At 30.8% G+C, this 24,848-nt stretch carries 17 protein-coding genes; 4 read left to right on the top strand and 13 right to left on the bottom strand.

Features of this window, described 5'->3' with window-relative positions; translation table 11 throughout:
- Positions 1 to 8: 8 nt before the first annotated feature.
- Both AC3IF2_RS09390 and AC3IF2_RS09385 read right to left on the bottom strand, forming a co-directional pair.
- Positions 9 to 536, bottom strand: a complete 528-nt coding sequence (locus AC3IF2_RS09390) for a c-type cytochrome (protein ID WP_489166780.1) — start codon at positions 534 to 536, stop codon at positions 9 to 11.
- Positions 537 to 560: 24 nt separating this feature from the next.
- The gene (locus AC3IF2_RS09385) at positions 561 to 1,136 is read right to left on the bottom strand and encodes a fasciclin domain-containing protein (RefSeq protein WP_489166779.1); all 576 of its coding nucleotides are present in this window, start codon (positions 1,134 to 1,136) and stop codon (positions 561 to 563) included.
- A 102-nt stretch (positions 1,137 to 1,238) separates the two neighbouring features.
- Between AC3IF2_RS09385 and AC3IF2_RS09380 the strand changes: the two genes are divergently transcribed.
- On the top strand, positions 1,239 to 1,670 hold the full coding sequence (locus AC3IF2_RS09380) for an RrF2 family transcriptional regulator (RefSeq protein ID WP_489166778.1): 432 nt from the start codon (positions 1,239 to 1,241) through the stop codon (positions 1,668 to 1,670).
- 9 nt (positions 1,671 to 1,679) lie between these two features.
- On the opposite strand, the gene AC3IF2_RS09375 is transcribed toward AC3IF2_RS09380, so the two are convergent.
- From AC3IF2_RS09375 to hemN, 5 genes are all read right to left on the bottom strand, one after another.
- Positions 1,680 to 2,516, bottom strand: coding sequence for a universal stress protein (locus AC3IF2_RS09375; protein ID WP_489166777.1), 837 nt, complete (start codon positions 2,514 to 2,516; stop codon positions 1,680 to 1,682).
- 11 nt (positions 2,517 to 2,527) lie between these two features.
- Complete coding sequence (locus AC3IF2_RS09370; protein WP_489166776.1) at positions 2,528 to 3,364, bottom strand: universal stress protein; 837 nt, start codon at positions 3,362 to 3,364, stop codon at positions 2,528 to 2,530.
- An 80-nt stretch (positions 3,365 to 3,444) separates the two neighbouring features.
- A complete protein-coding gene (locus AC3IF2_RS09365; protein ID WP_489166775.1) occupies positions 3,445 to 4,617 on the bottom strand; it encodes an aspartoacylase in 1,173 nt (390 codons plus the stop codon).
- Between the two features lie 6 nt (positions 4,618 to 4,623).
- The gene (locus AC3IF2_RS09360) at positions 4,624 to 6,501 is read right to left on the bottom strand and encodes a glutamate-cysteine ligase family protein (protein WP_489166774.1); all 1,878 of its coding nucleotides are present in this window, start codon (positions 6,499 to 6,501) and stop codon (positions 4,624 to 4,626) included.
- 4 nt (positions 6,502 to 6,505) lie between these two features.
- Positions 6,506 to 7,870 (bottom strand): oxygen-independent coproporphyrinogen III oxidase, encoded by a 1,365-nt coding sequence (gene hemN, locus AC3IF2_RS09355; protein WP_489166773.1) that lies wholly within the window; start codon positions 7,868 to 7,870, stop codon positions 6,506 to 6,508.
- Between the two features lie 113 nt (positions 7,871 to 7,983).
- Between hemN and AC3IF2_RS09350 the strand changes: the two genes are divergently transcribed.
- Positions 7,984 to 8,403 carry a CBS domain-containing protein gene (locus tag AC3IF2_RS09350; protein WP_489166772.1) on the top strand — a complete coding sequence of 140 codons (420 nt, stop codon included), beginning with the start codon at positions 7,984 to 7,986 and terminating at the stop codon, positions 8,401 to 8,403.
- Between the two features lie 148 nt (positions 8,404 to 8,551).
- Positions 8,552 to 9,280 (top strand): energy transducer TonB, encoded by a 729-nt coding sequence (locus AC3IF2_RS09345; protein ID WP_489166771.1) that lies wholly within the window; start codon positions 8,552 to 8,554, stop codon positions 9,278 to 9,280.
- A gap of 215 nt (positions 9,281 to 9,495) precedes the next feature.
- Here AC3IF2_RS09345 and AC3IF2_RS09340 read toward each other — a convergent pair whose 3' ends face one another.
- Positions 9,496 to 10,338 carry a universal stress protein gene (locus tag AC3IF2_RS09340; RefSeq protein WP_489166770.1) on the bottom strand — a complete coding sequence of 281 codons (843 nt, stop codon included), beginning with the start codon at positions 10,336 to 10,338 and terminating at the stop codon, positions 9,496 to 9,498.
- A gap of 373 nt (positions 10,339 to 10,711) precedes the next feature.
- Here AC3IF2_RS09340 and AC3IF2_RS09335 point away from each other — a divergent pair, with 373 nt between their 5' ends.
- Complete coding sequence (locus AC3IF2_RS09335; RefSeq protein WP_489166769.1) at positions 10,712 to 11,929, top strand: phage integrase SAM-like domain-containing protein; 1,218 nt, start codon at positions 10,712 to 10,714, stop codon at positions 11,927 to 11,929.
- A 14-nt stretch (positions 11,930 to 11,943) separates the two neighbouring features.
- Here AC3IF2_RS09335 and AC3IF2_RS09330 read toward each other — a convergent pair whose 3' ends face one another.
- The 5 genes from AC3IF2_RS09330 to AC3IF2_RS09310 form a co-directional block, all read right to left on the bottom strand.
- Positions 11,944 to 13,914 carry a DUF3857 domain-containing protein gene (locus tag AC3IF2_RS09330; RefSeq protein WP_489166768.1) on the bottom strand — a complete coding sequence of 657 codons (1,971 nt, stop codon included), beginning with the start codon at positions 13,912 to 13,914 and terminating at the stop codon, positions 11,944 to 11,946.
- Positions 13,915 to 13,927: 13 nt separating this feature from the next.
- The gene (locus tag AC3IF2_RS09325) at positions 13,928 to 15,874 is read right to left on the bottom strand and encodes a DUF3857 domain-containing protein (protein ID WP_489166767.1); all 1,947 of its coding nucleotides are present in this window, start codon (positions 15,872 to 15,874) and stop codon (positions 13,928 to 13,930) included.
- A complete protein-coding gene (locus tag AC3IF2_RS09320) occupies positions 15,843 to 19,136 on the bottom strand; it encodes a tetratricopeptide repeat protein (RefSeq protein WP_489166766.1) in 3,294 nt (1,097 codons plus the stop codon). Before AC3IF2_RS09320 ends, AC3IF2_RS09325 begins: the two co-directional genes overlap by 32 nt.
- A gap of 165 nt (positions 19,137 to 19,301) precedes the next feature.
- A complete protein-coding gene (locus tag AC3IF2_RS09315; protein ID WP_489166765.1) occupies positions 19,302 to 19,844 on the bottom strand; it encodes a BfmA/BtgA family mobilization protein in 543 nt (180 codons plus the stop codon).
- A gap of 414 nt (positions 19,845 to 20,258) precedes the next feature.
- The gene (locus AC3IF2_RS09310) at positions 20,259 to 24,845 is read right to left on the bottom strand and encodes a TonB-dependent receptor plug domain-containing protein (RefSeq protein WP_489166764.1); all 4,587 of its coding nucleotides are present in this window, start codon (positions 24,843 to 24,845) and stop codon (positions 20,259 to 20,261) included.
- Between the last annotated feature and the right edge of the window lie 3 nt (positions 24,846 to 24,848).

Here is a 24,848-nt window from a genome sequence, read left to right as displayed (position 1 = left end):
TTGTTTGGTTATTTTAAAGTTCTAAAGTATTCTAAAACAGCTCTTGCATCTTCTTCAGTTAAATTCTGATTTGCCATAGGAGAACCATTAAATTCTATAAGTAGTTCTTTAGCTAATGGATCTTTTTGAACCATTTCTTCAGGATTTAAAATCATGTTCATTACCCATTCAGGAGAGCGTCTTTCTAAAATATTTTGTGGAGAAGGACCAATAAATCTTTTGTTAACTCTATGGCAAGCGGTACACATTTTTTTAAACACTTCTGCACCTTTAGTAGCCATTTCTTGGTTTATTTCAGCATCCAACGTTAGAGATTTAACTGGGCCAATACCTTTATTATTTAAATCTACTTTTTCAGAGGCTTTAACCTCAGTAGAAGCCGTTTCCACTTTAGGCTCTTGTTTAGTAGGTTCTTCTTTTTTTACTTCTTTTTGTTCAGTAGCTTTTGCTGGAGTATCTTTTTTAGATTTATCACCACCACAACTTGCTAATAGTATTAATGATAATACTAAAAAGCCAAATACTTTTTTTGTCATTATTTTAGTTTATATAGTTATTTATTATTCAGCTGGTACTAATACGTCACCAATGACGTGTATCCAACCATTACTCACTTTTACTGTTTTTAACACTTTAGTACCGCCTACATATAATCCGTCATCTTTTTTCTCAACTTCTAAATATTTACCAGATGCCATGTATAGTTTTCGTCCTTTTTTTGCTTCTTTTTCTAACTGTGTGTCAGGAAAATTTGCTGGAGCTACATGATTAGTAAGAATAAATGCAAGCTTCGATTTATTCTCTGGCTTTAGTAAAGATTCAACTGTACCTTCAGGTAATTTGCCAAAGGCATCATTTACAGGAGCAAATACGGTAAGAGGACCTGCATTTACAACAGCATCTTCTACGCCGGCAGCTTCAATAGCAGCTACTAGAGTGGTAAAATCATCTAAAGATTTTGCAACCTGAAGAGCGTTAGCCGCAGAGTCTTCATCTACAACTGCAGATTGTCCTTTGCTTACTTGAGTTGTTTCGTTAGTTGTTTTTTTAACTTGGGTGTTATTTTGCTCTGCTTTTTTGCATCCTGTTATAAGTAAGACAGAGAAAATTAATAATAGTAAATAGTTTGGTTTCATTGTAATAATGTTTTAATTTACGTTACAAAATTAGTTACTCGATTATCACAAAAATATGATAATTATCATATAAAAAGATATTTTTATCTTTTTAATTTGAATATGCTTTCACAATCAAGTAAATATGCTATTAGAGCGGTCATCTATTTAACATTACATTCAAGTAATGAGAAAAAGCATAACCCAAAAAATATAGCTGACACTATTGATATACCTGCTCCCTTTTTGGCTAAAACGCTACAACAATTAGCAAAAAAGGATATTATATCTTCAACAAAAGGTAGAAATGGGGGTTTCTTTTTAACCAAAAAAAATAAAGAGAATCATATTATTTCTATTGTTGAATGTATTGATGGTTTAGAAAGACTTACAGCCTGTATGATTGGATTGCCAAAATGTGGAGACCATAACCCTTGTTCTATTCATCATGTGATAGCACCATTGCGTAAAAAATTACTAGATGAATTTAATAATAAATCACTCCAAGAATTTGCTGATGAGGTGAAACAAGGTAAAACACATATCTTTTTATAATTACTGTCTTTAAGAAGGTACTACTAGAAAAGGAGTTTTTAGATGTAAGCCTATCTTAGAGATTACAGGTTTAAAGAAAAGATTTTCAAAAAAAGTGTGCTTGTTATTGATCATCATTAATAGCTGTGTTTGGTGATTATTTTGATAAGTATTTATTGCTTCTGGTATACCATCGTCTCTAACTGTTTCATAGACATCATTATATTCTATAAGTAAACGTTCTAGGGTAATTCTGTTTTTGTTTTGTTCATAATCTAATTCACCGTGAGATACATGAACTACATGTATTTTAGATTTATTTTTTAAGGAAATAGCCTTAATAATATCTAGATGTTTATCATCGTAATCTATTTTATAGTCTGTGGGAAATAGAATATCATTTGGTGATTCAAATTTATAACCATCTGGTATCGCTAAAACAGGACATTTAGCCTTATTAATTACATGTACAGTGTTTGTGCCAAAAAGAACTTCATGAGCCCCAGAGACGCCTTTTGTACCCATAATGATCAGATCTATGTTGTGTTTCTTTGTAAAGGTTTTCAATTCATCTGTTAGCGTATTAAATGAGGTTACCAATTCAAAACTATGCTTATCATTTTTATACTTACCTTTTATTTTCATAATAAGGTCAGTTAATCTTTCCTCAGCATTTTTTCTGACCATTTCTGAAACATCATCTGCAAAATTACCTGCAGACATATGAAAATCATAACTATAAATTATTGGAGTATACGTATGCAAAAGATAGAATGTACAAGATTCACTTTTAAATAAGTTCAGTGCGTAGTCTATTGCATTTTCAGAATTATCTGAAAAGTCTGTGGGTAAAACAATTCTTTTCATTTTAATATGTTTTAAATTTTAAATGTCATTACAGGTATGGTAGCATGATTGGCAATATCTTCTGTTATACTTCCAGCAAAAAAATGTGCCAATCCTCTTCTTCCATGTGTGGGTATAGCTATAATATCTGCATCGATTTTTTTACTGTAGTTAAATATGCCTTCTTCGGCAGAAAAATCATTGTAATAAATTACGTTATCAATATTCATTTTTTTATCACCATCGGCTATGGTTAAAAACCCTTCTGCCATTTCTTTCATTTGTTCTGTGCTTTTAAAAGTTTGAGGTAGGTTTACATATACTAAATGTACGTTAGCATTAAATGAAATAAATAGATCTATAGCTTTGCGATAAACATCAACATTTTCTAATTTAAAATCGCACGCAAATACAGCTTCTCTTATTTTAAAGTTGCCTCTTCTTTTCTTTATGACCAATACTGGTATATCTGAAGTTCTAACAACTTTTTCTGTATTAGAACCAACAAAAATATCTTGAATCAATCCTGAAGTGCCATGTGACCCCATAACTATTAAATCTACTTTATGTTCTTTAGCAGTATTATTTAATCCGCTAAATACGGTGTGATTTTCAACAGTATCAGACACTTTAATTCCATCTAAATAATCTTTATCTAGAAAGGTTTTAAAATTTTTTTGAGATAATTTTAAATGAAACAATGCTTCTTCTGCAGATTTATTTTCTGTAGTATTAATTAAACCATCGTGTAACCCCATCATATGGGTTACTATTATTTCTGCATTATTTTGTTTAGCTATTTGCGCAGCCACATGTAATGCATATTCTGATTGCTCAGAAAAATCGGTTGGAACTAAAATTTTCTTCATGACATATAATTTTAAATTATTACTTAAAGTTATAATCTCATAAAGAGAAAAACTATGATATTTATCAGTAGGGAGATAGGTTAAATAAAATCTATAATTTTTCTATCTCTTTTTATAAAATAAAGTTTATTATTTTTCTCGATCTTTTTACGATATCCAAATAAATGAAATACCTCTGTTGCTAAAAACATAGCTGTTTTCGGATTAACAATTAAAGTGTGTTTATGTTTTGAATCTTGTTTAATGCCTGGTAATAATCGTAGTAAATTATGCAGTTTTAGTTGTCTTAAAACAACTGATAGATATATCCAAATTTTTGAAATTTTATTAATGATAAAAAAACCATCTTTACCTTGTTTTTGGTACAAAGGCATAAAGATATAACCATCTCTTTTTGACTTGATTTCCTTTTGATTACTTAAAGCTAGAATCTCATTATTTTTAATGGGGTCAAAATTTTTAAAATCATTTATCATCATAAAATCTTCTCGATCTTCTAAATGATACCTATAATTTATTTCGAAAAAATCTTTATAAGCATAATACTTATTTAAACAACTTGTTCGATTATCAAATTCTATAATTTCATTTTTATCAAGACATTTACTTTCAACAAGTGCTTTCCAAATAAATGCTTCACAATTTTCAATAGATTTAACGTCATTGTGCTGACCAGCTTCAAATCCTAAAGAAATATGCCCAAATTCATTAATGAAACTTAACAATGGTCCTTCTAAATATTCTTCAATACCCAAGACAATAGGTACAGAAAAATTTGAAGCAAATTTTCTATTATTCAGTGAGTCGCTAATTGTTATAAAAGGTATTGTTTCTGCAGAAGTTGTGTGCAAGTCTATAAAATAAAAAGTCCCTTTATTTTTTGATAAAATTCCCTTAATTATAGTATACAATTCATATTGTTCACTTTTCTCTGAATTTGAAGAATCAGTTTCATTTAAATTAATAATATTCTCTTGAGTCCAAAGTCTATTTAAATCGACTTTTTCGTAACGAATATTTTTTTTAAGGGCATTTAAGTTACCTGCAATGGCATAAAAATTTCCTTTTAAAGAAACCTTATTATTTTTTATGTATTCGACAACATTGTTTAATCCATAAATTCCTGCGGGTTCGTTACCATGAATTCCTCCTAAAAAAACTATTGTTGGTGCAGTATTTTTAATTTGAGAACTATATAGAATGCGTTGTAGCCGGATCTCCTTATTATAAAACTGAATTGTAATACTATCCATTATTAATTAAATAGTATCAATTTTTTGAATATCAGTTTTTGTAAGCATACCTACCAATTCTTCATTATCTAAGATTGGTAAACAACCTACTTTATTTTTAATCATAAATGCTTTAACTTCTTCTATAGACATTTCTGGATGCCCTACTTTAACAGATTTTATCATAATATCTTTAGCAACTCTAAAATTGTCTTTAATGTCTTTTTGACTTAAGTGGTTAATTGTAGACCTTGAAATTATACCTGTAAGCTTATTCTTCTTGTTTACAACAGGTAAATGATGGATGTTTTTCCAATCCATAATCTTATATACAAGCTCAACCAAATCGTTTTCATTTACTACAAAAACCTCAGTTGTCATTACCTTATATACTTTGTCTTGCGATTGAATCTTTTCTCTGGTTTCTTTTCTTGCCAATCTCCATTGATACACTGGTAAGCCTTCGAGTTGATTTTTATATAAATTATGTGTTAACAAAATATTTGACTCATCTCTTGAAACTTTTTCCTGTAGCTTTCTACTACTTCTAACCATCCATTTACTACCATTAGTATTATGATCTATTCTTTTTTCTATAATATTCAAATAATGCTTAATATCAACTTCACCGACCCCAGATTTTTTTAAACCCTTTTTTGCCATAGGTATTAGCACTTCTTTTGCCAGTTCTTTTGCAGAAACACCTTTGCCAAACCAATTAAAGTAAGTATCGATTCCTGTTCTTGCAGCTTTTATAAAATTGCCTCTTGCATCTTTAAAAGGCATTAATTTATAAATATTTCTATACTTATCTGGCATACCTTGCATAACACCTACCCAAAATAATGCATTTGCAATTTCATCTTTAATGCTTGGTCCAGCTGGTATATACCTATTTTCTATGCGTAAATGAGCAATATTTTTATGTACACCATAACACACTCTGTTCCATTTATATAAGGTGCCATTATGTAGGTTTAATGCTGTAAGCTTTGGTTTAATACCTTTTTCTAATTCTTCTGTTGCACTAGCTCCAAATTCTGAAGTTACCAATGGAGCATACCTTGTAATATCATCTGTAAATACTTCTAAAATTGAGTTCCGAACCCAATCACTACCAAATGATACTCGGGGTTTTTGTTCTCTAAGTAAATGCGATGTATTACGCATGTCTATACTTTGCTGAAATAAGGCTATGCGAGTTTCACTCCATAATTCTCTACCCAATAAGAGCGGAGCATTGGTCATTAGAGCCAGTACGGGACCAGCAATAGCTTGAGACCAATTATATTTATCAATTATTTCATCTAGCCCAATCTGTAAGTGTACCTGAAAACTTGTATTACAAGCTTCGAATAGGATAGATTCATGATTTAAAATTAATTCATCAACGCCACGTATACGTAACTTAAAATCTTCACCTTTAATGTTTTTCATAACATCATTAAGCGTTTTATAACGCTTATATGGGGTCATGTTTTCAAATACTAAATCTTTACGTTTGAATGTTGGGAGTATTCCTGTTAAAATAATCTTATTATCATCTACTTGATTAGCAGCTACTCTAGCTTTATCTATTAAATGTGTCAGGTCATTTTCTAATTCAGAAAAACAATTATTTTTTAGTTCTAACGGATCTAAATTTGCTTCAATATTAAATAAGCCCAGTTCAGTAGTGAAATGATCATCACTAATTTTATCGAGTATTTCTAGCGCATTAAAAGAAGGTCTATAATGCTTATTTGTTATTACTAATTCTTGTTCGGCTCCAATACGTTGAATACCTTTTTCAAAAGCATCGGTTTCAATCATAATATCTAATGCTTTCATATCATTAAGCAATTGTAGCGTAAATTCTTTACGCTGCTTGTTGGTTGTTATTGCTTTGACAGATTGCGAGCCCATAGTATTAAATTGTCATAGAAAATAATTGTGTGTCAGGTTTATTACTGGTGAGTCTTAAATCAAATGCCATACAGATATTTCTTACAAATACTCTGGCATCTTCAGGCACTAATAATTCACTTTCTAAAATATATACCAGTTCATCTTTTTCTAACTCTTTAAGGCGTTCTAACACTTCTGTTAATTGATTAAACTTTTGATGATCTTTTTGCCATGAAGTTTTAAAATGACACATAATATTTAAGATATGTTGTCTTATAATTAAGTCTTCTTCTGTTAGCAAATGTCCTTTAACTATAGGTAATTCTCCTAAGTCAACTCTTTTTTGATATCCTTTTAGCGTTTTTTCGTTTTGAGCAAAACTATACCAAGAATCACCAATTGCAGACATCCCTAATCCTATCATTAATTGAGTGGGGTTGGTAGTATAACCCATAAAATTACGATGTAAACTAGCTGTATTAAAAGCTTTGTATAATGAATCTGTTGGCAATGAAAAATGATCCATACCAGTTTCAATATATCCAAGGTTTGTAAGCATGTGCTTACCGATTTCGTATAATTTTCTTTTAAAACCACCTCTTGGTATGTCTTCATCACTAAATCCTCGTTGACCAACACCTTTTACCCAAGGTACATGTGCATAGCTATAAAATGAAATACGATCTGGCTTTAATTCATTTGTCTTTTTTATAGTATCAATAATATTTGCAACAGTTTGAAATGGTAAGCCAAAAACTAAATCATGGCTAATAGAAGTGTAACCAATTTCTCTAGCCCATAAGGTTACATTTTTAACGTTTTCAAAAGACTGAATTCTATTAATTGCTTTTTGAACTGTTTCACTATAATCTTGAACTCCAAAACTTACCCTAGTAAAACCTAATTTATATAGAGTTTGCAGGTGTTCTTTGGTTGTGTTGTTAGGGTGTCCTTCAAAGCTGAACTCATAATCTCTGTGTAATTCTACTGAATTTAAAATCCCATTTATTAACGTGCTAAGATTTTTTGAAGTAAAAAATGTAGGAGTACCACCTCCGAGGTGCAATTCTCTTAAAATTGGCTTTTCATCAAATAAGTTTAAATATAATTGCCATTCTTTCAATAGTGTTTTTATATAGGGTTCTTCTACCTCGTGGCGCTTTGTAATATGCTTATGGCAAGCACAAAAGGTGCATAAACTCTCACAAAATGGTAAATGAATATAAATGCTTATTCCTTTTTCTTTACTACTTTCTTTAAATGAAAATTGTAAAGATTGTTTCCAGTCTTCGATTGAAATTCCATTTTTATCCCAATAAGGTACTGTAGGGTAACTTGTATATCTAGGTCCAGGAACATTATACTTCTGAATAAGATTAACACTCATATGTCAAATTTTTTATCAAAAATAGAGCTGTGAGATGCCAAATACTATGACAAATGTCATAGTTAATTTTTATGTGAGTATCTATCTTTATATGAGAATTTAAATTAAATATTATGAAAAAAAGAACTCCAATTTCGAATATTATGACTAAAAATGTCATAACTGTTAATCATACTCATGATTTAAGAACAGCAGAAAAATTATTTAAAGAAAATAAAATAAGGCATATACCTGTGGTAAGTGGAAACGAAATTATAGGTATGCTTAGTTATACTGACCTTTTAAGAATTAGTTTTGCTGATGCCGTTTATGAAGATGAACAAGAAGTAGATACAATGGTATATAATATGTTTACTATTGAGCAGGTAATGGCAAAAAATCTGGTAAGCGTTAATTCTAATACTACAATAAAGGAAGTTGCAGAAATTTTATCTAAAAAAGAGTTCCATGCTTTACCAGTTGTTGATGATAATAAACTGGTAGGTATTGTAACTACAACCGATTTAATAAACTATTTAATAGAGCAATTTTAGCTTAATTTTTTTAGCAGGAAGTAAAACTATTTCCTGCTTTTTTTTGCAAAAAAATAATTTAGAGACATGATAAAAGTCATTCTTTTTAAGATTGATAGTCAATAACTTAGTGTGATATAGAAATAAATTATATCTAAAAGTTAATATCATGAAAACAAAAAAAGCAGAAAAGGCTAGGCTAGAAAATTATAGCAAGCTTTTTTTTCAATTAGGATTGGTACTTTCTCTATTGATCGTTTATCTATCAATAGAATTTAGAACATACGAGCGTACTTTAGATACATTAGTTCAAAGTGCTACTCAAGATGAAATTATAGAAGATATTCCAATTACAGAACGAATTGAGCAAATAACGCCTCCACCTCCGCCACCTATGACACCAGAAAAAATAGAAATAGTTGAAGATAAATCTGAATTAGAAGAAGCTGTTTTAGAATCAACCGAGTCTGATGAAAATCAAGTTATTGAAGTAGCAGAAATTGTTGATATAGAAGAAGTAGTAGAAGAAGAAGAGGTAGTAGAAGATGTTCCGTTTGCAATTATAGAAGAAGCACCTGTCTACCCTGGTTGTAAAGGGACAAAAATGCAAAAGAAACAATGCCTAAAAGATAAAATTAAGGAGCATGTAAATAAAAAATACAATACTGAATTAGCAGGAGATTTGGGATTAGATAAAGGGAATAAAAAAGTATATGTACAATTTAGAATAGATAAGGATGGAAATGTTACTGATATAAGGGCTAGGGGACCACATAAAAGATTAGAAAAAGAAGCTATAAGGGTAGTTAAGTTATTACCAAAGATGGCTCCTGGAAGACAAAGAGGAAGATCTGTGAGTGTAAAATACACTTTGCCAATAACTTTACTTGTTTTGTAGTAATATATTCTAGTATTGATAATTTATAACCAATGGATTTAAATCATTCAAATTATAATTTGTCTGTTTCATCTTCAGAAATTGAAGTTGCGACTAGGTTCTATGCTAAAGTCATTGGTTTAAGATTAAGAAAAGAATCAAACAAAGAGGTAGAATTTGCTAGCAAAAATTATAGCATAATAATTAAAAAAAGGGAATTTAAATAGCTTTACTTCTTACAAAGAAATGACTAATAGAGGTATTTCTGTATGAAATCCAATTTTTTTGATAATGGGTTCGTGAGTTAATTTTTCAATTAAGCTATGCTCATAATTTGCTAAACAAATAATATCAACATCATTATTGTGATTATACAAAGAAATAGAATTAGAAATTGATTTATTAAATTCGATTTCTTTATACTTTATATTATTTGTGCCTAAATATTTCTTGATATTATCAATATTTTGTTTTTGTGTGTTATTTAGTTCTTTTTCCTTTTTTACATGTAGTATTTCTAAATCAAGGTTGTGAATTAACATAAGTTCCATTAATGTTTTTAACTCAAAACTTCCTAAAGATTTCTTCAAATCAGTTGCGAAAGTAATTCGTTCAGGCTCTTTAAATTCATAATCTTTAGGTACGGCAATTATTGGGCAGTCACTAATAGTTTTAATTAACCTCATAGTATTGCTACCAAGAAAGATCTCTTTAATACCAGATGCCCCAGTAGTTCCCATTACAATTAAATCAACTTTTTCTTTATTTACTAAACCTTTAACTGCTGAACATATACTATCATGCATTGATATTGTTCTATACTCATGTTTGTCATTTAGTAAATATTCATTTAGATAAGCCTCTATTTTATCAAGCCCATTTATTGATTCTTCTTTCAAAATATCATATAGTCTCCTTGTTGCTCCTGCATGAAGAGCTGTACTTACTCCGCCAGTATTAACTTCATAAGTATTTAGAATATAAAAAGTACAAGGAATATCATCATGCAATCGTATAGCATATGTAAGTGCATCCCATGCATTGTCTGAAAAATCTGTTGGAATTAATATTTTTTTCATGGCTAACTATTTAATTAATAAAGTTATAAACCACTTTACATAAAAAGAATGATAAAAGTCAGCTTTATGATTTTATAAGAATAATATAAGTTATTGTAAATGAATTCAAAATCTATTAAAAGGACTTCTGCGTGCAAATGAAAAAAGGCTTTGAAGGTTAAAAATTTTCAAAGCCTTTGTTTATAAAGCTCCCCCTCTTGGGCTCGAACCAAGGACCCTCTGATTAACAGCGCATTTTTTCACGAATAAGTTAAAGGAATTAGCGTTTTAAGACACTGATAATTAGTGTTTTAATTTTATTTGGTTTCAAATCTATTCATTTGAAATCAAACAGTTGCGTGCAAATTGAGTGCAAATTTTTTAACTTATATGTATGAAAACGAACGTGACATTGACGCTGGATCTACGACGTAAAAAATCGAATAATACCTACCCCATAATTTTACGATTAAGTCATTTAAGAAAGACAACTTCAATCTCTTTGGGTTATTCTATTGCAAAAGAATATTGGAATGATAGAAAGCGATGTGTTAAGAATTCGTATAAAGGGGTTTCATCCGTCAGGAAATTAAATAACATTCTATTAAAAGAGAAAACCCGTGCAACCGATATTATCAATGATCTATTTGATAAAAAAGAATTGGAGTTTTTATCGATCAAACAGGTTAAGGATAAAATAGTAAGAACCAGTAAGTACGAATCTTTTTTTGAATTTGGGTATGGTCTGGTAGAAGAATTAAAAAAAGCTCGACGCTATGGTACTGCGCGGAGTTATAGTGGGACTTTAGGTACTTTTAAGACCTACAATAATAACAAAGACTTAAAGTTCAATGAGCTGAACTATCACTTCTTATTGAAGTACGAGAGCCAATATTTATCTAAAGGGAATAGTATCAATGGCCTGGCTTCAAATCTAAGAACCATTAAAGCAATCTATAATAAAGCGATAAGAGCGGGCTTGGTCAAGAAAGAGGCGTACCCTTTCACGAACTATAAGATTAGAACCATACCTACTAAGAAAAGAGCTATAGACTTAGAATCGATCAAAAAAATCTTAACGCTTGATCTAGATAAGAATACGGCATTATTCCATTATCGAAACTACTTTTTAGCATCTTATCTCATGTACGGCATCTCTTTTATGGACATGGCATTCTTAAAATTGGAGAATATTGTTAATGATCGCATTAAGTTTCAACGTTCAAAAACTGGTAAGCTATATGACATAAAAATCACCGATCATTTAAAGGAAATATTTTCTATCTACACCAAAGGCAAAGAAAAAGATCAATATATTTTTCCAATTATAAAAAGAGATGTCCTTGAGCTGCAACATAAAGATATTGATTGGGAACGTCATAGATATAATAAAGGTTTAAAGAGAATTGCAATGCAATGCGATATTGATCATAATCTTACATCGTATGTTTCTCGGCACAGTTTTGCGACGCAAGCTATGTTGCAAAATGTTCCATTGATAGCTATATCAGCAATGTTAGGACATAGCAAGTTAAATACAACCCAAATATATTTAAAGTCGTTGCCTAACAATATTCTTGATGAGTATAACGAGCAAATAGCTTCATTTTAGAAATAGTTCTAATATTAGTCTTCAGGCTCTAGTACCAAAGTGATTTTATTGAAATCAGCTGCACTGTTGATGACTTTTCGATAATCCTCGAAGATTGAAGTATCAATAATGCTCAATCGGTAATGCTCATCAGCGGTTATAACGATAGTATTTCCTTTTACTTCATAATAAGACTTAAACGATAGAAGTTCTTTGTTATCCTTTGAATATGAATTATCAATATTGATATCTTCCAAATTAGCCACCTTATAGCCCTGCGGTAACGTAACATTTATTGTTCTATAATAGCTTCTTTTGTGCTGATCTTCTAAAGGGAGGACACGTTTTTTTTCCTGATACATCTGTATTTGCCGACCAATGACTTCTCCCAATTTAAAAAGATACTTTTTTCCCGCTTTCGAGGTAAAAGCTTCAGTTTCTAAGTCAACCACAAAATGTAAAGGTTTAACACCAAATAATTCTGGAGCTTCATTAATAATTTCACTACTAATTACCTCTATATTTTCAGTCATACTCTGTGCGAGGTTTTCGATCAACTCCTCCCTGTCCTTATCTTTCACCAAATGCATATATGGGTGAAAAGACTGCCCATAATAACCAGTAAAAGATCGGTCTAATTTTATAATGTTCTTTGTAATATCTTTTTTGTCAAATGTGACGTCTATTACCATTTTATCAATGGTTTTATTCGCCCCCAGTGACTTAATATATTTTATTTTTCCTATTGCGGACTTATAATCTCCAACCTTGACTTCTTTAATAAAGAGGCCATAATTATCCGTCAAATTTGGAGGTGGATATCCATATCTAGTTTGAATATCTTCTGGAGATAAATACGATTTATACTTTGGGAAGTAAAATAGAAAATCTGTTAGAAAGTTATTCGCTTCGAATTCTTTATCAAACTTAAGTTTTTCACGATCACTTGTTATGACCATTTCATGCTTAATATTTAACGATTTGAATAAAGCCGTATATAATTTGATAAAACCTGTGCTATTTGCAACTCTATTTGTCAGTATTTGAGTCAAATCTTTTAGTTCTTCGCTACTACTGTCATACTGAGCGACATTAGTCTTAATGAACCTATCTAGACTTCTAATTTTAGATTCTTCATCAATATCACCTTTTGAAATTGCCTCAGAACTAAATTTGGCAATGAGCTCCTTATCTTTCTTAGAGGGTTCCGTATAGTAAAAGTTATGAATGTTCTGGGCCACACTACCATATGATGAGATATCGCGCATATTATTTTTGAGGTTCTTATCAAGTTTATAAACAATTGATCCGCGCGATGCTTGCCATGGAGATTGATTTTCATTTTCAAGACCTTCTAGTTCCTTAAGGGATAACTTCCAATGCAATTTATTTTTACTTAGAGTATCTTTTTTAATTGCGGGTAAATCGTTGTAGCTTTTAAAGTCAAAGACGAGATTTGAAGGAGAGTATACGTCAAACTCTACATTTTTTTTATCAAATGTAGCTTGAAGACGGAATAATTTTCCCTTGTAACTCGGGTATTTTTTTTCTACATAATAATATTCAATAATACTTTCTTTACCAATACCCTCGAAGGCAAAATATTTATACTGCTTTCCAGTTTCTTCGTCTTTAGCAGTCAAAATTTTAGAATCATCTAAAACAATCATTTCTCCGTTTTTTGTGATTACCCTTGCCTTGCTCACCAGTAATTCAGAATTCGAAGAATAGGGGAGGTAAACCTTATTGTAGGCTTCAATTTTTTCATCACTATTCAGCCATAGGGCTTGATGTTCCAAATAATATTCCGTCAGTTGACTTTCACCATCATAAGCAAATTCTACTACATATTTATCCTTGACAGCAATCATCGGTTCCGTAGAGTTTCCTACTAACTCCTTATAGCTAGGGTTGTCATCCCATTCATAATTCTGATAAAACGGAACATTTTGGGAAAAGGTTTGAAGAAATATTAGTAAGAAAAATAGTTGTATTAATGTTTTCATATTGAGTTTAAGATTATTTTTTGCGGAGGACTACAACTTCTTTGTATCCTTGCTCGATTTCATCAATTAATTTATTTATTTTTTTTTGTGCTTCTAGATCAAACAATAATGAATCTAAGGTAATAGTATGCATATATTGAATGGTATTACCCTCTTGTTTATAGGTTATATTACTTATTAGATATTCATTCGAAACTTCGACATTTTCGGGTAAATAATCTAAAGAATACCCCTCTGGTATTTTAAAAATGGTTTGGTATGATTGGTAGTTTTTGAATTTATGTTCTACCGGAGTTTTTCTATTCTTCTTGGTTCTTAACGCCCCAATTTCCTGATTCAAGTTCAAATTCACATAAATTTCATTTCCAATAGTATTAGCATAATTCGAAATCTCGAATTTATATTTCACTTTAAGGTTTTTATCGTATTCAAATTTATTCTCTTCTATAAGATCCTCGATTAAGAAGCTATTATTCCCTTTTTCGAATTTAGAATTATAATACTCTTTAATTTTTGTATCCGTTTTTTTCTTTTCTAAATCATAGAAGTAATCTATTTTTACATATCCCGAAATTTCAGATTCAGATGCACCCTTAAGACCGTTACCCTCTAATTCAACGATGGTCTTATCAGAGTATGCATTTTGTTGAGCATCTATTACAGGTACATTTTTTATTTTAAACGTCTTTTCGTCATAGCCTACTAAAGCTTCCTTACCCTGAATGAACGAGGTTGGCATTTCAATGGAGTTGTATCTGCCCGTGGCATCTAAAAAATATGTTCTTCCTTCAAGTTCAAATGAAAGTATCATGTGATTGTCTACAACTGGGGTTGGGACTTCGTCATATTTATATGGGATGCTTCGAGTTCCAATCCATGTAAGATTTCCTTTAATTCCGGCTATTTCGAGCATTTTCATTAGAATGCTTGAATTATCTTTACAATCCCCATATTTCTTCTTAAATACATCATTTGCCTCTCTTGGGATAAAGCCGCCGAGTGCATATTCGAAGGCTATATATTTAATATTCTCTTGTGTCCAGTAATAAATTGATTTCGCTTTTTCTAAATCATTTGTTTTTCCCTTGGTTAATTTTTGAACTAATTCTTCTAATGTGGCATCGTTCTTTTCTTTATTAATATTTTCAACCAAAGAATAATACCAACCATATAAATCCGAAACCTCACCCAACACTTTAATTTGTTTGCCATTTAATTCATAGCTTTTAATTATCGGTATGATATGCGGTAATATGGTCTTGTAATTCGGACTATCATCTTCTGGGTCAAATTGATCAATGCTTTCAGTTGTCCACGTGTAGGTATTTCTTTTTCTACCTTCTTCTTTTGAAAATTTTATCTCAACATTATCGGTATTTACTTCTTTGAAGTTAAGTTCAACATTTTTATCCGCGATAATAGTAAACCTATTTTTTCTAACTGGGTAGAAGTTGCCAAAATAGAATGGGTTAAGAAAACGAGGGTTTTTTATTTTTTGAACGTATTTTAACTTCGCTTTTGCACCCTTGCTAAGGTTAGGGTAGATAAAATTTAACGATTTAGTATCATCATAAAAGAAATCGTCAAGCTCATCTTTTTCCTTAAAATCCTTGACTTTTATTTCTTCATATTGTCCATTTCTCAAAATAAATGAAGAGGCTTCTATTTTTTCAATTTCATAAAATGAAGAGAAGCTTAATGATTGCTCAGATTTATAAGTAGCACTTTCATCCAGGAATAAATCTTCTTCTGTTGTTTCTTCAGTTATGATAAAATTTCCTTTATCTAACGCTATTTTTATTATTGTCTCTTGATTAAGTCTAACAGAATGAGAATTTGGATACTCTTCCTCATATTTTTTTAATTCTGAAGATATCTGGCCATAGGAGTTTATGATTGCAAAAAAAGCAACTAACAACCATTTTATCTCAGAAAGTTTTGGAATCGATAATATAATCATTAAAGTAGTTTTCTTCTATTGTTAATTTCCCTTTCTCATTGTAAGTTTTCGATACTCCTGACTTAAGTCCATTTAAATAATGCACTTCTTTTTTTAAAGTACCAGTATCATAATATTCTTTTAAAACCTCATGAAGAGAACCTAGCATGTACTCTCTTTGTTTTTTAATTTCTCCATTTTCAAAATAATCTGTAACAGTTCCATGATATTCCCCTTGTTCGTAAGGAATTTCACTAGCAATTTTTCCAGAATAATAGTATTCTTTATAATTATTAATTAAATCCCCATTTTTGTATTCCATTTCTCTGGAGATTTTACCGTTATCATAGCGTGCAATAACTTTGCCCGATTCATTTTTTAAAGGAATCATGGGTAGTTCTTTAGAATCTTTATCCAAATGGCTATATCCTATTAACCGACCATGACTATAGAATCTTATAAGTTGTAATTTGCCAGATTGACTATAGAATTCCTTCCTGCCATGATTTTTATCACTTTTGTTCTGAGTTGAAGTATTAATGTTACCATTCTCATAGTACGATAAATCGGTTTTTTCAGATGAACCAAAATCATAATAATATTTGTTTTCAACTTGCCCGTTTTCATAATAGCTAATGTATTCGCCATGTATATTTCCCAAAACATAAGTTGAAATACTTTCTATATTTCCATTATCATAATACCACGTCCATTTTCCATGCTGCTCTCCATTTAGGTATTCACCAGTAGTCTTTTTTCTGCCATAGAAATCATAATGAGTATAGAAGCCATGTTTCACTCCATTTATATAATCTATTTTTATTCTTGGTTTTTTGTTGAAATGACTAAATATAATTTCGCTTTTAGCTTTTTGATCGTCAAAGTTTACCTGCTCGAAAATATTTCCATTATGGTCAAAGAATTTGTCGGAAGTGTTTTGACCAAAGTTATAGTTACTTATTTGAGTTAGTTTTCCATCTCCAGAAAAATAATGTTGTTCACCATGTAATGACCCTTTATGAAGGAAATTAATAACACTAAGAGTACCATCTGAATAATAACTTCTCCATTCTCCATGTTGACTGCTATTCTTGTACCAGCCTTGAGAACTCATTTTACCGTTTTTATGATAATCGACATAGTAACCTGTTAAGGTATCATTTTTATATGTTGAAATAGATTTTACTTTTCCATTTTTATAATATGCCTTATACTCTCCTTGAGCTCTATTATCTAAGTATGTTCCTTGTTCGGTCAGTACGCCATTATTTGAGTAAAACTTCCAAATGCCTTTTTTACCTCCTTTGATATCATACAGCCCTTCTGAAGTAATATTACCTTCAGGTGAGTAACCCGTATAATAAAATTCACCTCCTTTTTTTCTTCCTTCTTTTAATACTTTTCCTTGTTTATCAAAAAACTTGAAGGCAAGGACCTCACCTTTTCTATACTCATATTCATAATGTAACTTACCATCAAAATCATAATACTTATAATCGCTATCTAGCGCCCCACCATTATATGTATATTCAATTTGAATAGTGCCGTTGTCATAATACGATTTCCAATTTCCTTCATAAGCTCCATTTAAAGTCTGCCCCACTTCCATAGGATTGCCATTCGAATGAAAGGTCGCATATTTACCATTGTATAGATCATTCGAATAATTTATCTCAGATGATTTTTTTCCATTTAAATGATATTTGATTTCGGGACCATTTTGACCGCCATCACTAAAACTCATATCAGCGTAGAGTGCGCCATTAGAATAATATTCTAAAGCCCTCTCTTTAACCTCACCATTAGAGTATTGAACTTTAAATTCCGGTAAGACTTCTCCTACTTTAAAATATGACATATAAAGTCCATCTAATTTTCCGTCTTTATAATATTTCTTTTGAAGTAAGGCACCTTTGTCATTATAGTATTTATATTCTCCTTCGAGATTATCATTAATATAGTTGGCAGAAATTTCAAGTTTACCATTGTCATAATATTTGGCATATTTTCCATTTAATTTTCCACCTTGATAATTTACGGTCTCTTTTATTTTTCCAAAATGATTAAACCAATTCCATTCACCTTGTCTTTTTGCTGATTCATTAAAATTTCCTTTTGCCGAGAGTCGACCATCTGCGTTATAAAATTCCCACAACCCAACAGTATTATTATTTTCAATTTTTCCAAGGGCTTGTAAATAACTATTTTTGTAGTAAGAAGTTATTTCAGTTTCCTCTCCATTCCAAGATGTTTTCTTCTTTTGAACAATCTCCTTCCATTTAGATTTATATAAATCTATGAACTCGGATATATCCTTGACATTTTTCTCTATAATCTTCTTGTAATTTTTGTTTTCTATTGAATAGGAAATTGTATAACTAAAAATGTTAAAATGCCCTTGATTTTGAATCCATTTATAGAATGGCACGAACCTGGTATCCCAAAACCCCCCATTTCCTGAAAAATCATCCAATTGTGCTAAAAGTGCATGGTTTTGCTTAATTATAGCAATGTTGATATCATTTCCGGTTTTGTAATTGTCATTTAAAGCAATTCTATTATTTATTACCAAATCAATATCTTCAAATGCTTCATCATCTTCAGATATACTAATATCTGGGTTTCTTGAATTCTCATTTTTGCTCTTTACTATATTATTTAATGCTTTGAGCTTATTAAAGGCATCACTAGCATCAGGTTCTAAAAGTAAATACATATTAAAACACATGAGTGCCTGACTGATCAGTTCTTGTTTGTAGCAGATATTTCCCAACTGGAGATACGCTTTCCTGTAAAAGGGATTTAACTCAATCGTGGTTTGATAAGCTTTAATAGCTTTCTGTATTTTTCCGGAATATTCTAAAGAAACACCCTTATTATACCATAGTAAACTATTTTTAGGATAAGTTTTTAGCGCCACATCAATTAAATTAATCGCCTCATCATACTTCTTTTGATTTATAAGAGCCACACCTTTATTCATGTAGAAAGATCTACGCAAATCCCCACAGTTTTTGTTTAACCCATTATCTGTCATTTCTATAGCTTCCTCATATTTCTTAAGGGCCATCAAGTAATAAGATTTAGAAACCATTACAGAACAATAGGTAGAATCATTCTTGTTGATTTTATTAAGAAGATCAAGGGTGTTATCGAAATCGCCATTTTGAGAACTTTCAGCTACTTTTTTAGAAATTTCATCAAAGTCAATATATGGCAGTTTTTCTTGCGCAAAACCTAGGTAGCAGAAAAACAGTAGGGGGATTAGCAATTTTTTAATCATCTGGCAAATATAGAAAATACAACCAATTATTTAAAGCACAGTTTTTTTAGTATAAACAAAACAAACGTTTTTAAACCTGTTGATTCAGAGGATGCACTTGATCATGAGAATCCACAGGTTTAAAAATGAACCAAATCCGCTTTGTGGATGCGGTAGGTATGCAAACTACAAAAATTTTGATGTTATTTCTTCAAACTGTTCTTTTGAAATATCTAGTCGATAATAACTCTTTCCAAAAGTACTTTTGGTATAAACAAGTTGTTCTAATAATGTAAAAGACTCTCTTTTCAAAATATTGACTCTTTCTTGGTTTTTTTCATAATGAGTTTTGTAAAATTCCAACAATGAGTCTCTAGGGTCTATTTCATCCTTGCTTTTTTTTTCTAGTGCTTTCTTTTCTATTAGTTTAGGTTTTTTCTCTTTGGCAACTCCTTCAAATAATAATTGCATCATTGCATGTGTGGGCTTTGTCTGATTTTTCTCAATATCCTTAATGATGGCTACCAGTCCATTTATTCTCTTTTTGATTAATATTTCTAGAGTGTGATAGTTAGAAGAAATTGGTTCGGTTGGAGATATATCATGCTCTTCAAAAAAATCAAGGATAACTTCCATCGATTCAGAATGAGATGGTGCAATAGCTTTAGAGAAAGACCTAAATCTATTAGCGGTTCTAACCTTGAATTTTACAGTACCAAATGAGCTCATAATCAATCATTTTATTTTTTTTGACTCAAAAAAACTTCGGAAACGTTGAAGTACAGAGCTATTTGCGTCAAACAAGTATTTCAAAATATTTTGTATATCACTAAAAATCAATACATTAATTATTGCAACGTCGCGTTAGCGCGTTGCCCTCTTGCTATTCAAATCTCGTTCGCAAAGCGAACCTTATTTTCATACAAATAATAACACTATTTGCATTATAAAAGTTAGCACTTCTAAAGGATTATTCAAAGTTTAAAATGGATGCAAAACAGATGAATTTTAAGCAAAAAATATGATTTTAATTAAAACAAGAATTTAGAGCGCGTATTCTTAACTGTTACGCACAAAAAATTATTTGAGTATAAAAGCATTATTGTTAAAGAATAACAAGATTGAGTTTATGAGAATTATAACTTAATGTATAATTACTTTTGAACCATCCACCCAATGTTTGAAGTCATCAGCATAATAGAGATAAACAGTACTAGCTGGAGCCTTATAGCTGCCTAAAGTTTCGGCTTTTAAATCTAATTGTATTTCTTTCACTTCCGCAGCATTAAATTCTTTCCAATAAAATACTAAGTAGTTATCAAAAATTTCAAAGTAGTCAGCTTTGTTTTTTTCCAATATTTCTTTTAACTGCCATGGTTGAGCGGACGTCCCAGAGGGAATGCCAATAATAGCTGTAGTCATTGGTAAAGGCTTCTTTGTTTTATTTTTTACGATGATATTCATTCTCATATTTTGACCAACACTTTGAACAGAATTCAAAATTTCAGTTTTCAACTCTAGTTTGCATTCAGATGAAGAGTTAGGAATTGTACTGTCCCATTCAACATTTAATAAATATGGAAATGTTATCTCAGGATTTGAAAAGCTTACTTGGATCTTTTGCTGTCCTTTTTTAATATGCTTCTCTAAATTTTCAATAACAATTTTACCTTTATTATTTAATTTAAGTTCAGTTTTGATTTTCTTACCATTGATTTGAATTTCAACACCGTTATCTTGCGCAATGATTTTTTGTTTTTGAGTTTTAGTATATTCTATTAGAGCCTTCAAAGCCATTGACGTTGATTGCGTGGACCCAAATCTTCCATTCTTTCTCTTCGATATTAGAAATTCAATGCCCTGGCTTACCTTGTATTCAGAATTACCTTCTTTCAATAAAGCTAGAATATTAAATGCAGCAGTTTCTATTTCTTTAGCATCACCATAAGAGCGTGTAATCGTATTTTCAACAGGTAATTTTTGAAAACCATAAGTTTCAATATTCTCTTTTATTTTATTTATTAAAATGGTTGCATTGTCATTTTTGCCTAAGTTCATGCTTGCTAATGCCATTAATGCCATTCTATAGGAGTCGTTACTGACAAGAGCTTCTTCATAAGTAGATTTATATTCATTTTCAATGTTTGCACTCACACCGGATTCACTTATAGCATAAATGATGTAGGCATTATTTACATTTTCAGGGGCGGCTGAAAAACCATATTTACCTCTATTTTGCTTGAATCCACCTTTTCCATTTTTTCTACTCATTAAATAGTTAATAGTTCTTTGAATCATTGGTTCACTAACTCCATCATAAATTTCTTTCATTTCTGTGAATTGCATCAGACCATAAGCAGATAATGCTTCATGTGGAGGAGTATGGCCATACCATTCAAATCCATTCTTTGAGGTTTCGTAAGCTGCTAATTTTTTATAGCCCTTTTTGATAAAACTCATTGCTTTTTTCTCAATTTCTGGGTTGCTTTTCCCAGATTCTTTAAGATACTTCAGGATTAAAATATTTGGATATGTGCTCGAAGACACCTGCTCAAAGCAACCGTATGGCTGTCTTATTAGTGATTCAATTCCATCCATAACATTGCCAACAATATCTGTATAGATTGAAAACTCAGCTTTCAAACTTCCATCTACTACATTGTCTACATTAAATTGATACGAGTCATTTTTATAACCTGATATTGAGGCTTGAGTAGGAAAATATGGACTAATAACTGTAATGTCCCTGTCAATTTTATCAGTGTAACTATCACTATTTACACTAACTTTTATTATTGCATCTTCAACCTTTGAAATTGGAATTACTGTGATTGTTTTGGTTTCCGTAGAATTCGGATCAAGGTTTAAAGCATTACTGTTGACATCACTCAACAATTTTAATTCTTCTGGAAGCTCAATTCTTATTTCTGCTTTTATAGCCTCTTCAGATTCATTTGTAACTATTATTGGTAATTGAATAGTATCGCTGAGTGCCATATAATTTGGCGTTTTAAAATCTATATTCAATAGTTTCTTTGTGGCATATTTTTTTTCATTTCTACCTACCAACCCATTATACCCGATACCTTCGGCAGTTATTACAAATGAGGTAATAGCGTCAGAATTATAATATTCAAAATAAGCTTCACCATTTTTATCAGTTTGAACTACAGGATTCCAATAGATAGTTTGTCTAAAGTCAGTTCTGTCTTCAGGTAATTCTTGACTTTCATATATTGGTGCGTAGAATTGTTTACTTGTATAAGTTTTTAGAGTATTGTAATTATAAAATGTTTGTGCCGTATAGTTCTTAAACTTCTTATTATTTAAAGATTTACTACCGTATAGTCGATTGAAATTTCGGTTTTTAGTAGTAATAATTATTACTCCATTAATACCATTTGAACCATAAAGTGCAGAAGCTGCAGCACCTTTTAAAACATGAACATTTTCAACATTTGACGATTCTAAATTGTGCAATGCCCCATTTGTTCTGCCATTTTGATCAAAGGGTATTCCATCAATTATTATTAATGGTTGTGAATTACCGCTTAGAGAGCTTGCACCTCTTATAACAATACTAGAAGCACTTCCAGGTGCGCCTGAGTTGTTAGTAATGTTTACGCCAGCAACTCTTCCTTGCAATAGTTGTCCGACATTATCTATGTTCGAGGTTGAAATATTACTATCTTCAACAACGGTTGCAACTGCACCCGAAAGAGATTGTTTTTTCTGGACGCCATATCCAACTACTACAACTTCATCAAGGGCATTATCACCACTGAGTTTTATTCCCAGTTTATTGGAGGATAATACTTTCTCTTTGACTTTTTTAGTCAGCGGCTTTTTAATATTTAACTGCTTGAAATCAGTAGTTTCTGATTTATCAGTGATGTTATATTTATTTTTCTTAACAGAACTTTGGACAAACTTCTCCTTAAGTATTTTTAAATCTTTTCCATCATCTGTATAAGCTAATAAAACTAGATTACTACTTTGATCTACTTTAAATGAAAATTCACCTTTGTCATTCGTGTCAAATTTTAAGGCCTTATCTGAGTATTGATCAAATAATAATAAGTGTGCCTTGACAGCTTTATAATTTTTGTCAACTACTTTGCCGTATTGTGTTGCCTTTGAATCTGGTTGATAAATGGCATTAGTAGGCGTAACGCTATTGTTATTGATATAATTTCTCCAACCATGTGTTAGCATTACGTAATCCAAAGCGATATTTGCCTTCTCTTCTTTAGCGTCAAAATAAAACGCAGGTTTATGAATCTTCCCTCTTAATTCCGAAGACATCAACAAATATGAGTTTATATTATCTTGTTTGTCATCAGCAAATGAAACCAATTTATTGTCAGCAATACTAACAGATAAGTTCGATGGAACAGGAGCATTAAATTTGTCAGTTGTCCTAATCTTTACCTTTACTTTTTCACGAGTCTTGTAGATTTCTTTATCTAAGGAAACATCAATATTAAGATTGTCAGATTTATTTGCAAAGACCAACCTTTCTGCTACGATAGTATTATTTGAATCGTGTAATGAAACTTTAATAATTCCTGGGGGTAAATCGGTCTTGTTTAATTTATACTCAGCCCTATTATTTGATATTTTAATGTTACTGGTTAATAAATCTTTGTAGGAATTAGAAACACGAAGGTTTAAATCCTCATTAAGCGTTGAGTAAATGTTAAGTACCAAATTATTGCTCTCTTCGGTTACTCTAAACCTTGTGCCAAAAACTCGTATTTCGGGTAATTTAATTAAAGAATCTGATGTAAAAGGTTCAGTAATTCTGGCATAATAGTTTCTTGTTTTTGGGGTTAATAAAAAGCTACCCATGCCTTCGTGATAACTTTGAAATTTTGTAATTATTTGCCCATTTGCATCTACAATTTGTCCACTTACATCTGCTGGTTTGCCAAATTCATTCATAGCCTTAAAGGCGATTTGATTTTCCACATCGATCATTGCACTACCACTTTCGGGGAAAAATTGTAAATCAATATTATTTAAGGTTACTGGAACGCTCCTCGATATTGATTCTCTGGAGCTCTTATAAGGAACCAAAACGTTTAATAAAACATCTGACGAATTTAGGCTATCTGGTAGTTTAAAAACTATGTCTTTTTTTCCTTCACTATTCGTTTTAGTTATTTCTGAAGAATATTCAACCCCATTGACCTTGACTTCAAACTTAATACTCTGGTCAGCTACAGGAATATTTTTAAGGCTTTTGGCTTCAAAATGAGCAATAACTTCTGAGCTTTTACCATATGCTTTTTTATCAAATTCTAGAGTCATCAATAAATTTGGGCTTATCACTTTTTGAACTACAATTTCTTTTTCGAAATAGGATTCTTTTCCATAGTTTTTCATCCAATTGGTGTACATTCTTAGTTTATATATACCACCAACCCAGTTCTCTGAAATTTGAAAATCACCATAGGCATATCCATGGTTCACTGAAGGCCTAATATCCTTTACAACTGTTCCTTTAGGGGAAATTAATTCTGCATAAAGTACTTCACTAATTGTGGAGATTTTATTCTCTGCATTGGTGATATACGATTTAAACCAAATTGTTTCTCCGGGAAAGTATAAAGGCCTGTCTGTCTGCGTATATATTTTTTCAATAAAATTCTTTTTGTTTGATTCAATATTATTGAATGAAAATAAGAATGAGATTAAAATGAATGCTATAAATTTTCTTGTTTGCATAGC

It is taken from the genome of Maritimimonas rapanae (assembly GCF_057837205.1).
This window is presented reverse-complemented; position numbering and strand designations above follow the sequence as displayed.

Coding starts and splice junctions, on each gene's coding strand:
- AC3IF2_RS09340 (WP_489166770.1), bottom strand. CDS start 10,338: ATGAAAAAAATATTAATTCCAACAGATTTTTCAGACAATGCATGGGAT.
- AC3IF2_RS09390 (WP_489166780.1), bottom strand. CDS start 536: ATGACAAAAAAAGTATTTGGCTTTTTAGTATTATCATTAATACTATTA.
- AC3IF2_RS09360 (WP_489166774.1), bottom strand. CDS start 6,501: ATGGGCTCGCAATCTGTCAAAGCAATAACAACCAACAAGCAGCGTAAA.
- AC3IF2_RS09365 (WP_489166775.1), bottom strand. CDS start 4,617: ATGGATAGTATTACAATTCAGTTTTATAATAAGGAGATCCGGCTACAA.
- AC3IF2_RS09385 (WP_489166779.1), bottom strand. CDS start 1,136: ATGAAACCAAACTATTTACTATTATTAATTTTCTCTGTCTTACTTATA.
- AC3IF2_RS09370 (WP_489166776.1), bottom strand. CDS start 3,364: ATGAAGAAAATTTTAGTTCCAACCGATTTTTCTGAGCAATCAGAATAT.
- hemN (WP_489166773.1), bottom strand. CDS start 7,870: ATGAGTGTTAATCTTATTCAGAAGTATAATGTTCCTGGACCTAGATAT.
- AC3IF2_RS09375 (WP_489166777.1), bottom strand. CDS start 2,516: ATGAAAAGAATTGTTTTACCCACAGACTTTTCAGATAATTCTGAAAAT.
- AC3IF2_RS09380 (WP_489166778.1), top strand. CDS start 1,239: ATGCTTTCACAATCAAGTAAATATGCTATTAGAGCGGTCATCTATTTA.
- AC3IF2_RS09345 (WP_489166771.1), top strand. CDS start 8,552: ATGAAAACAAAAAAAGCAGAAAAGGCTAGGCTAGAAAATTATAGCAAG.
- AC3IF2_RS09350 (WP_489166772.1), top strand. CDS start 7,984: ATGAAAAAAAGAACTCCAATTTCGAATATTATGACTAAAAATGTCATA.
- AC3IF2_RS09310 (WP_489166764.1), bottom strand. CDS start 24,845: ATGCAAACAAGAAAATTTATAGCATTCATTTTAATCTCATTCTTATTT.
- AC3IF2_RS09325 (WP_489166767.1), bottom strand. CDS start 15,874: ATGATTATATTATCGATTCCAAAACTTTCTGAGATAAAATGGTTGTTA.
- AC3IF2_RS09320 (WP_489166766.1), bottom strand. CDS start 19,136: ATGATTAAAAAATTGCTAATCCCCCTACTGTTTTTCTGCTACCTAGGT.
- AC3IF2_RS09335 (WP_489166769.1), top strand. CDS start 10,712: ATGAAAACGAACGTGACATTGACGCTGGATCTACGACGTAAAAAATCG.
- AC3IF2_RS09315 (WP_489166765.1), bottom strand. CDS start 19,844: ATGAGCTCATTTGGTACTGTAAAATTCAAGGTTAGAACCGCTAATAGA.
- AC3IF2_RS09330 (WP_489166768.1), bottom strand. CDS start 13,914: ATGAAAACATTAATACAACTATTTTTCTTACTAATATTTCTTCAAACC.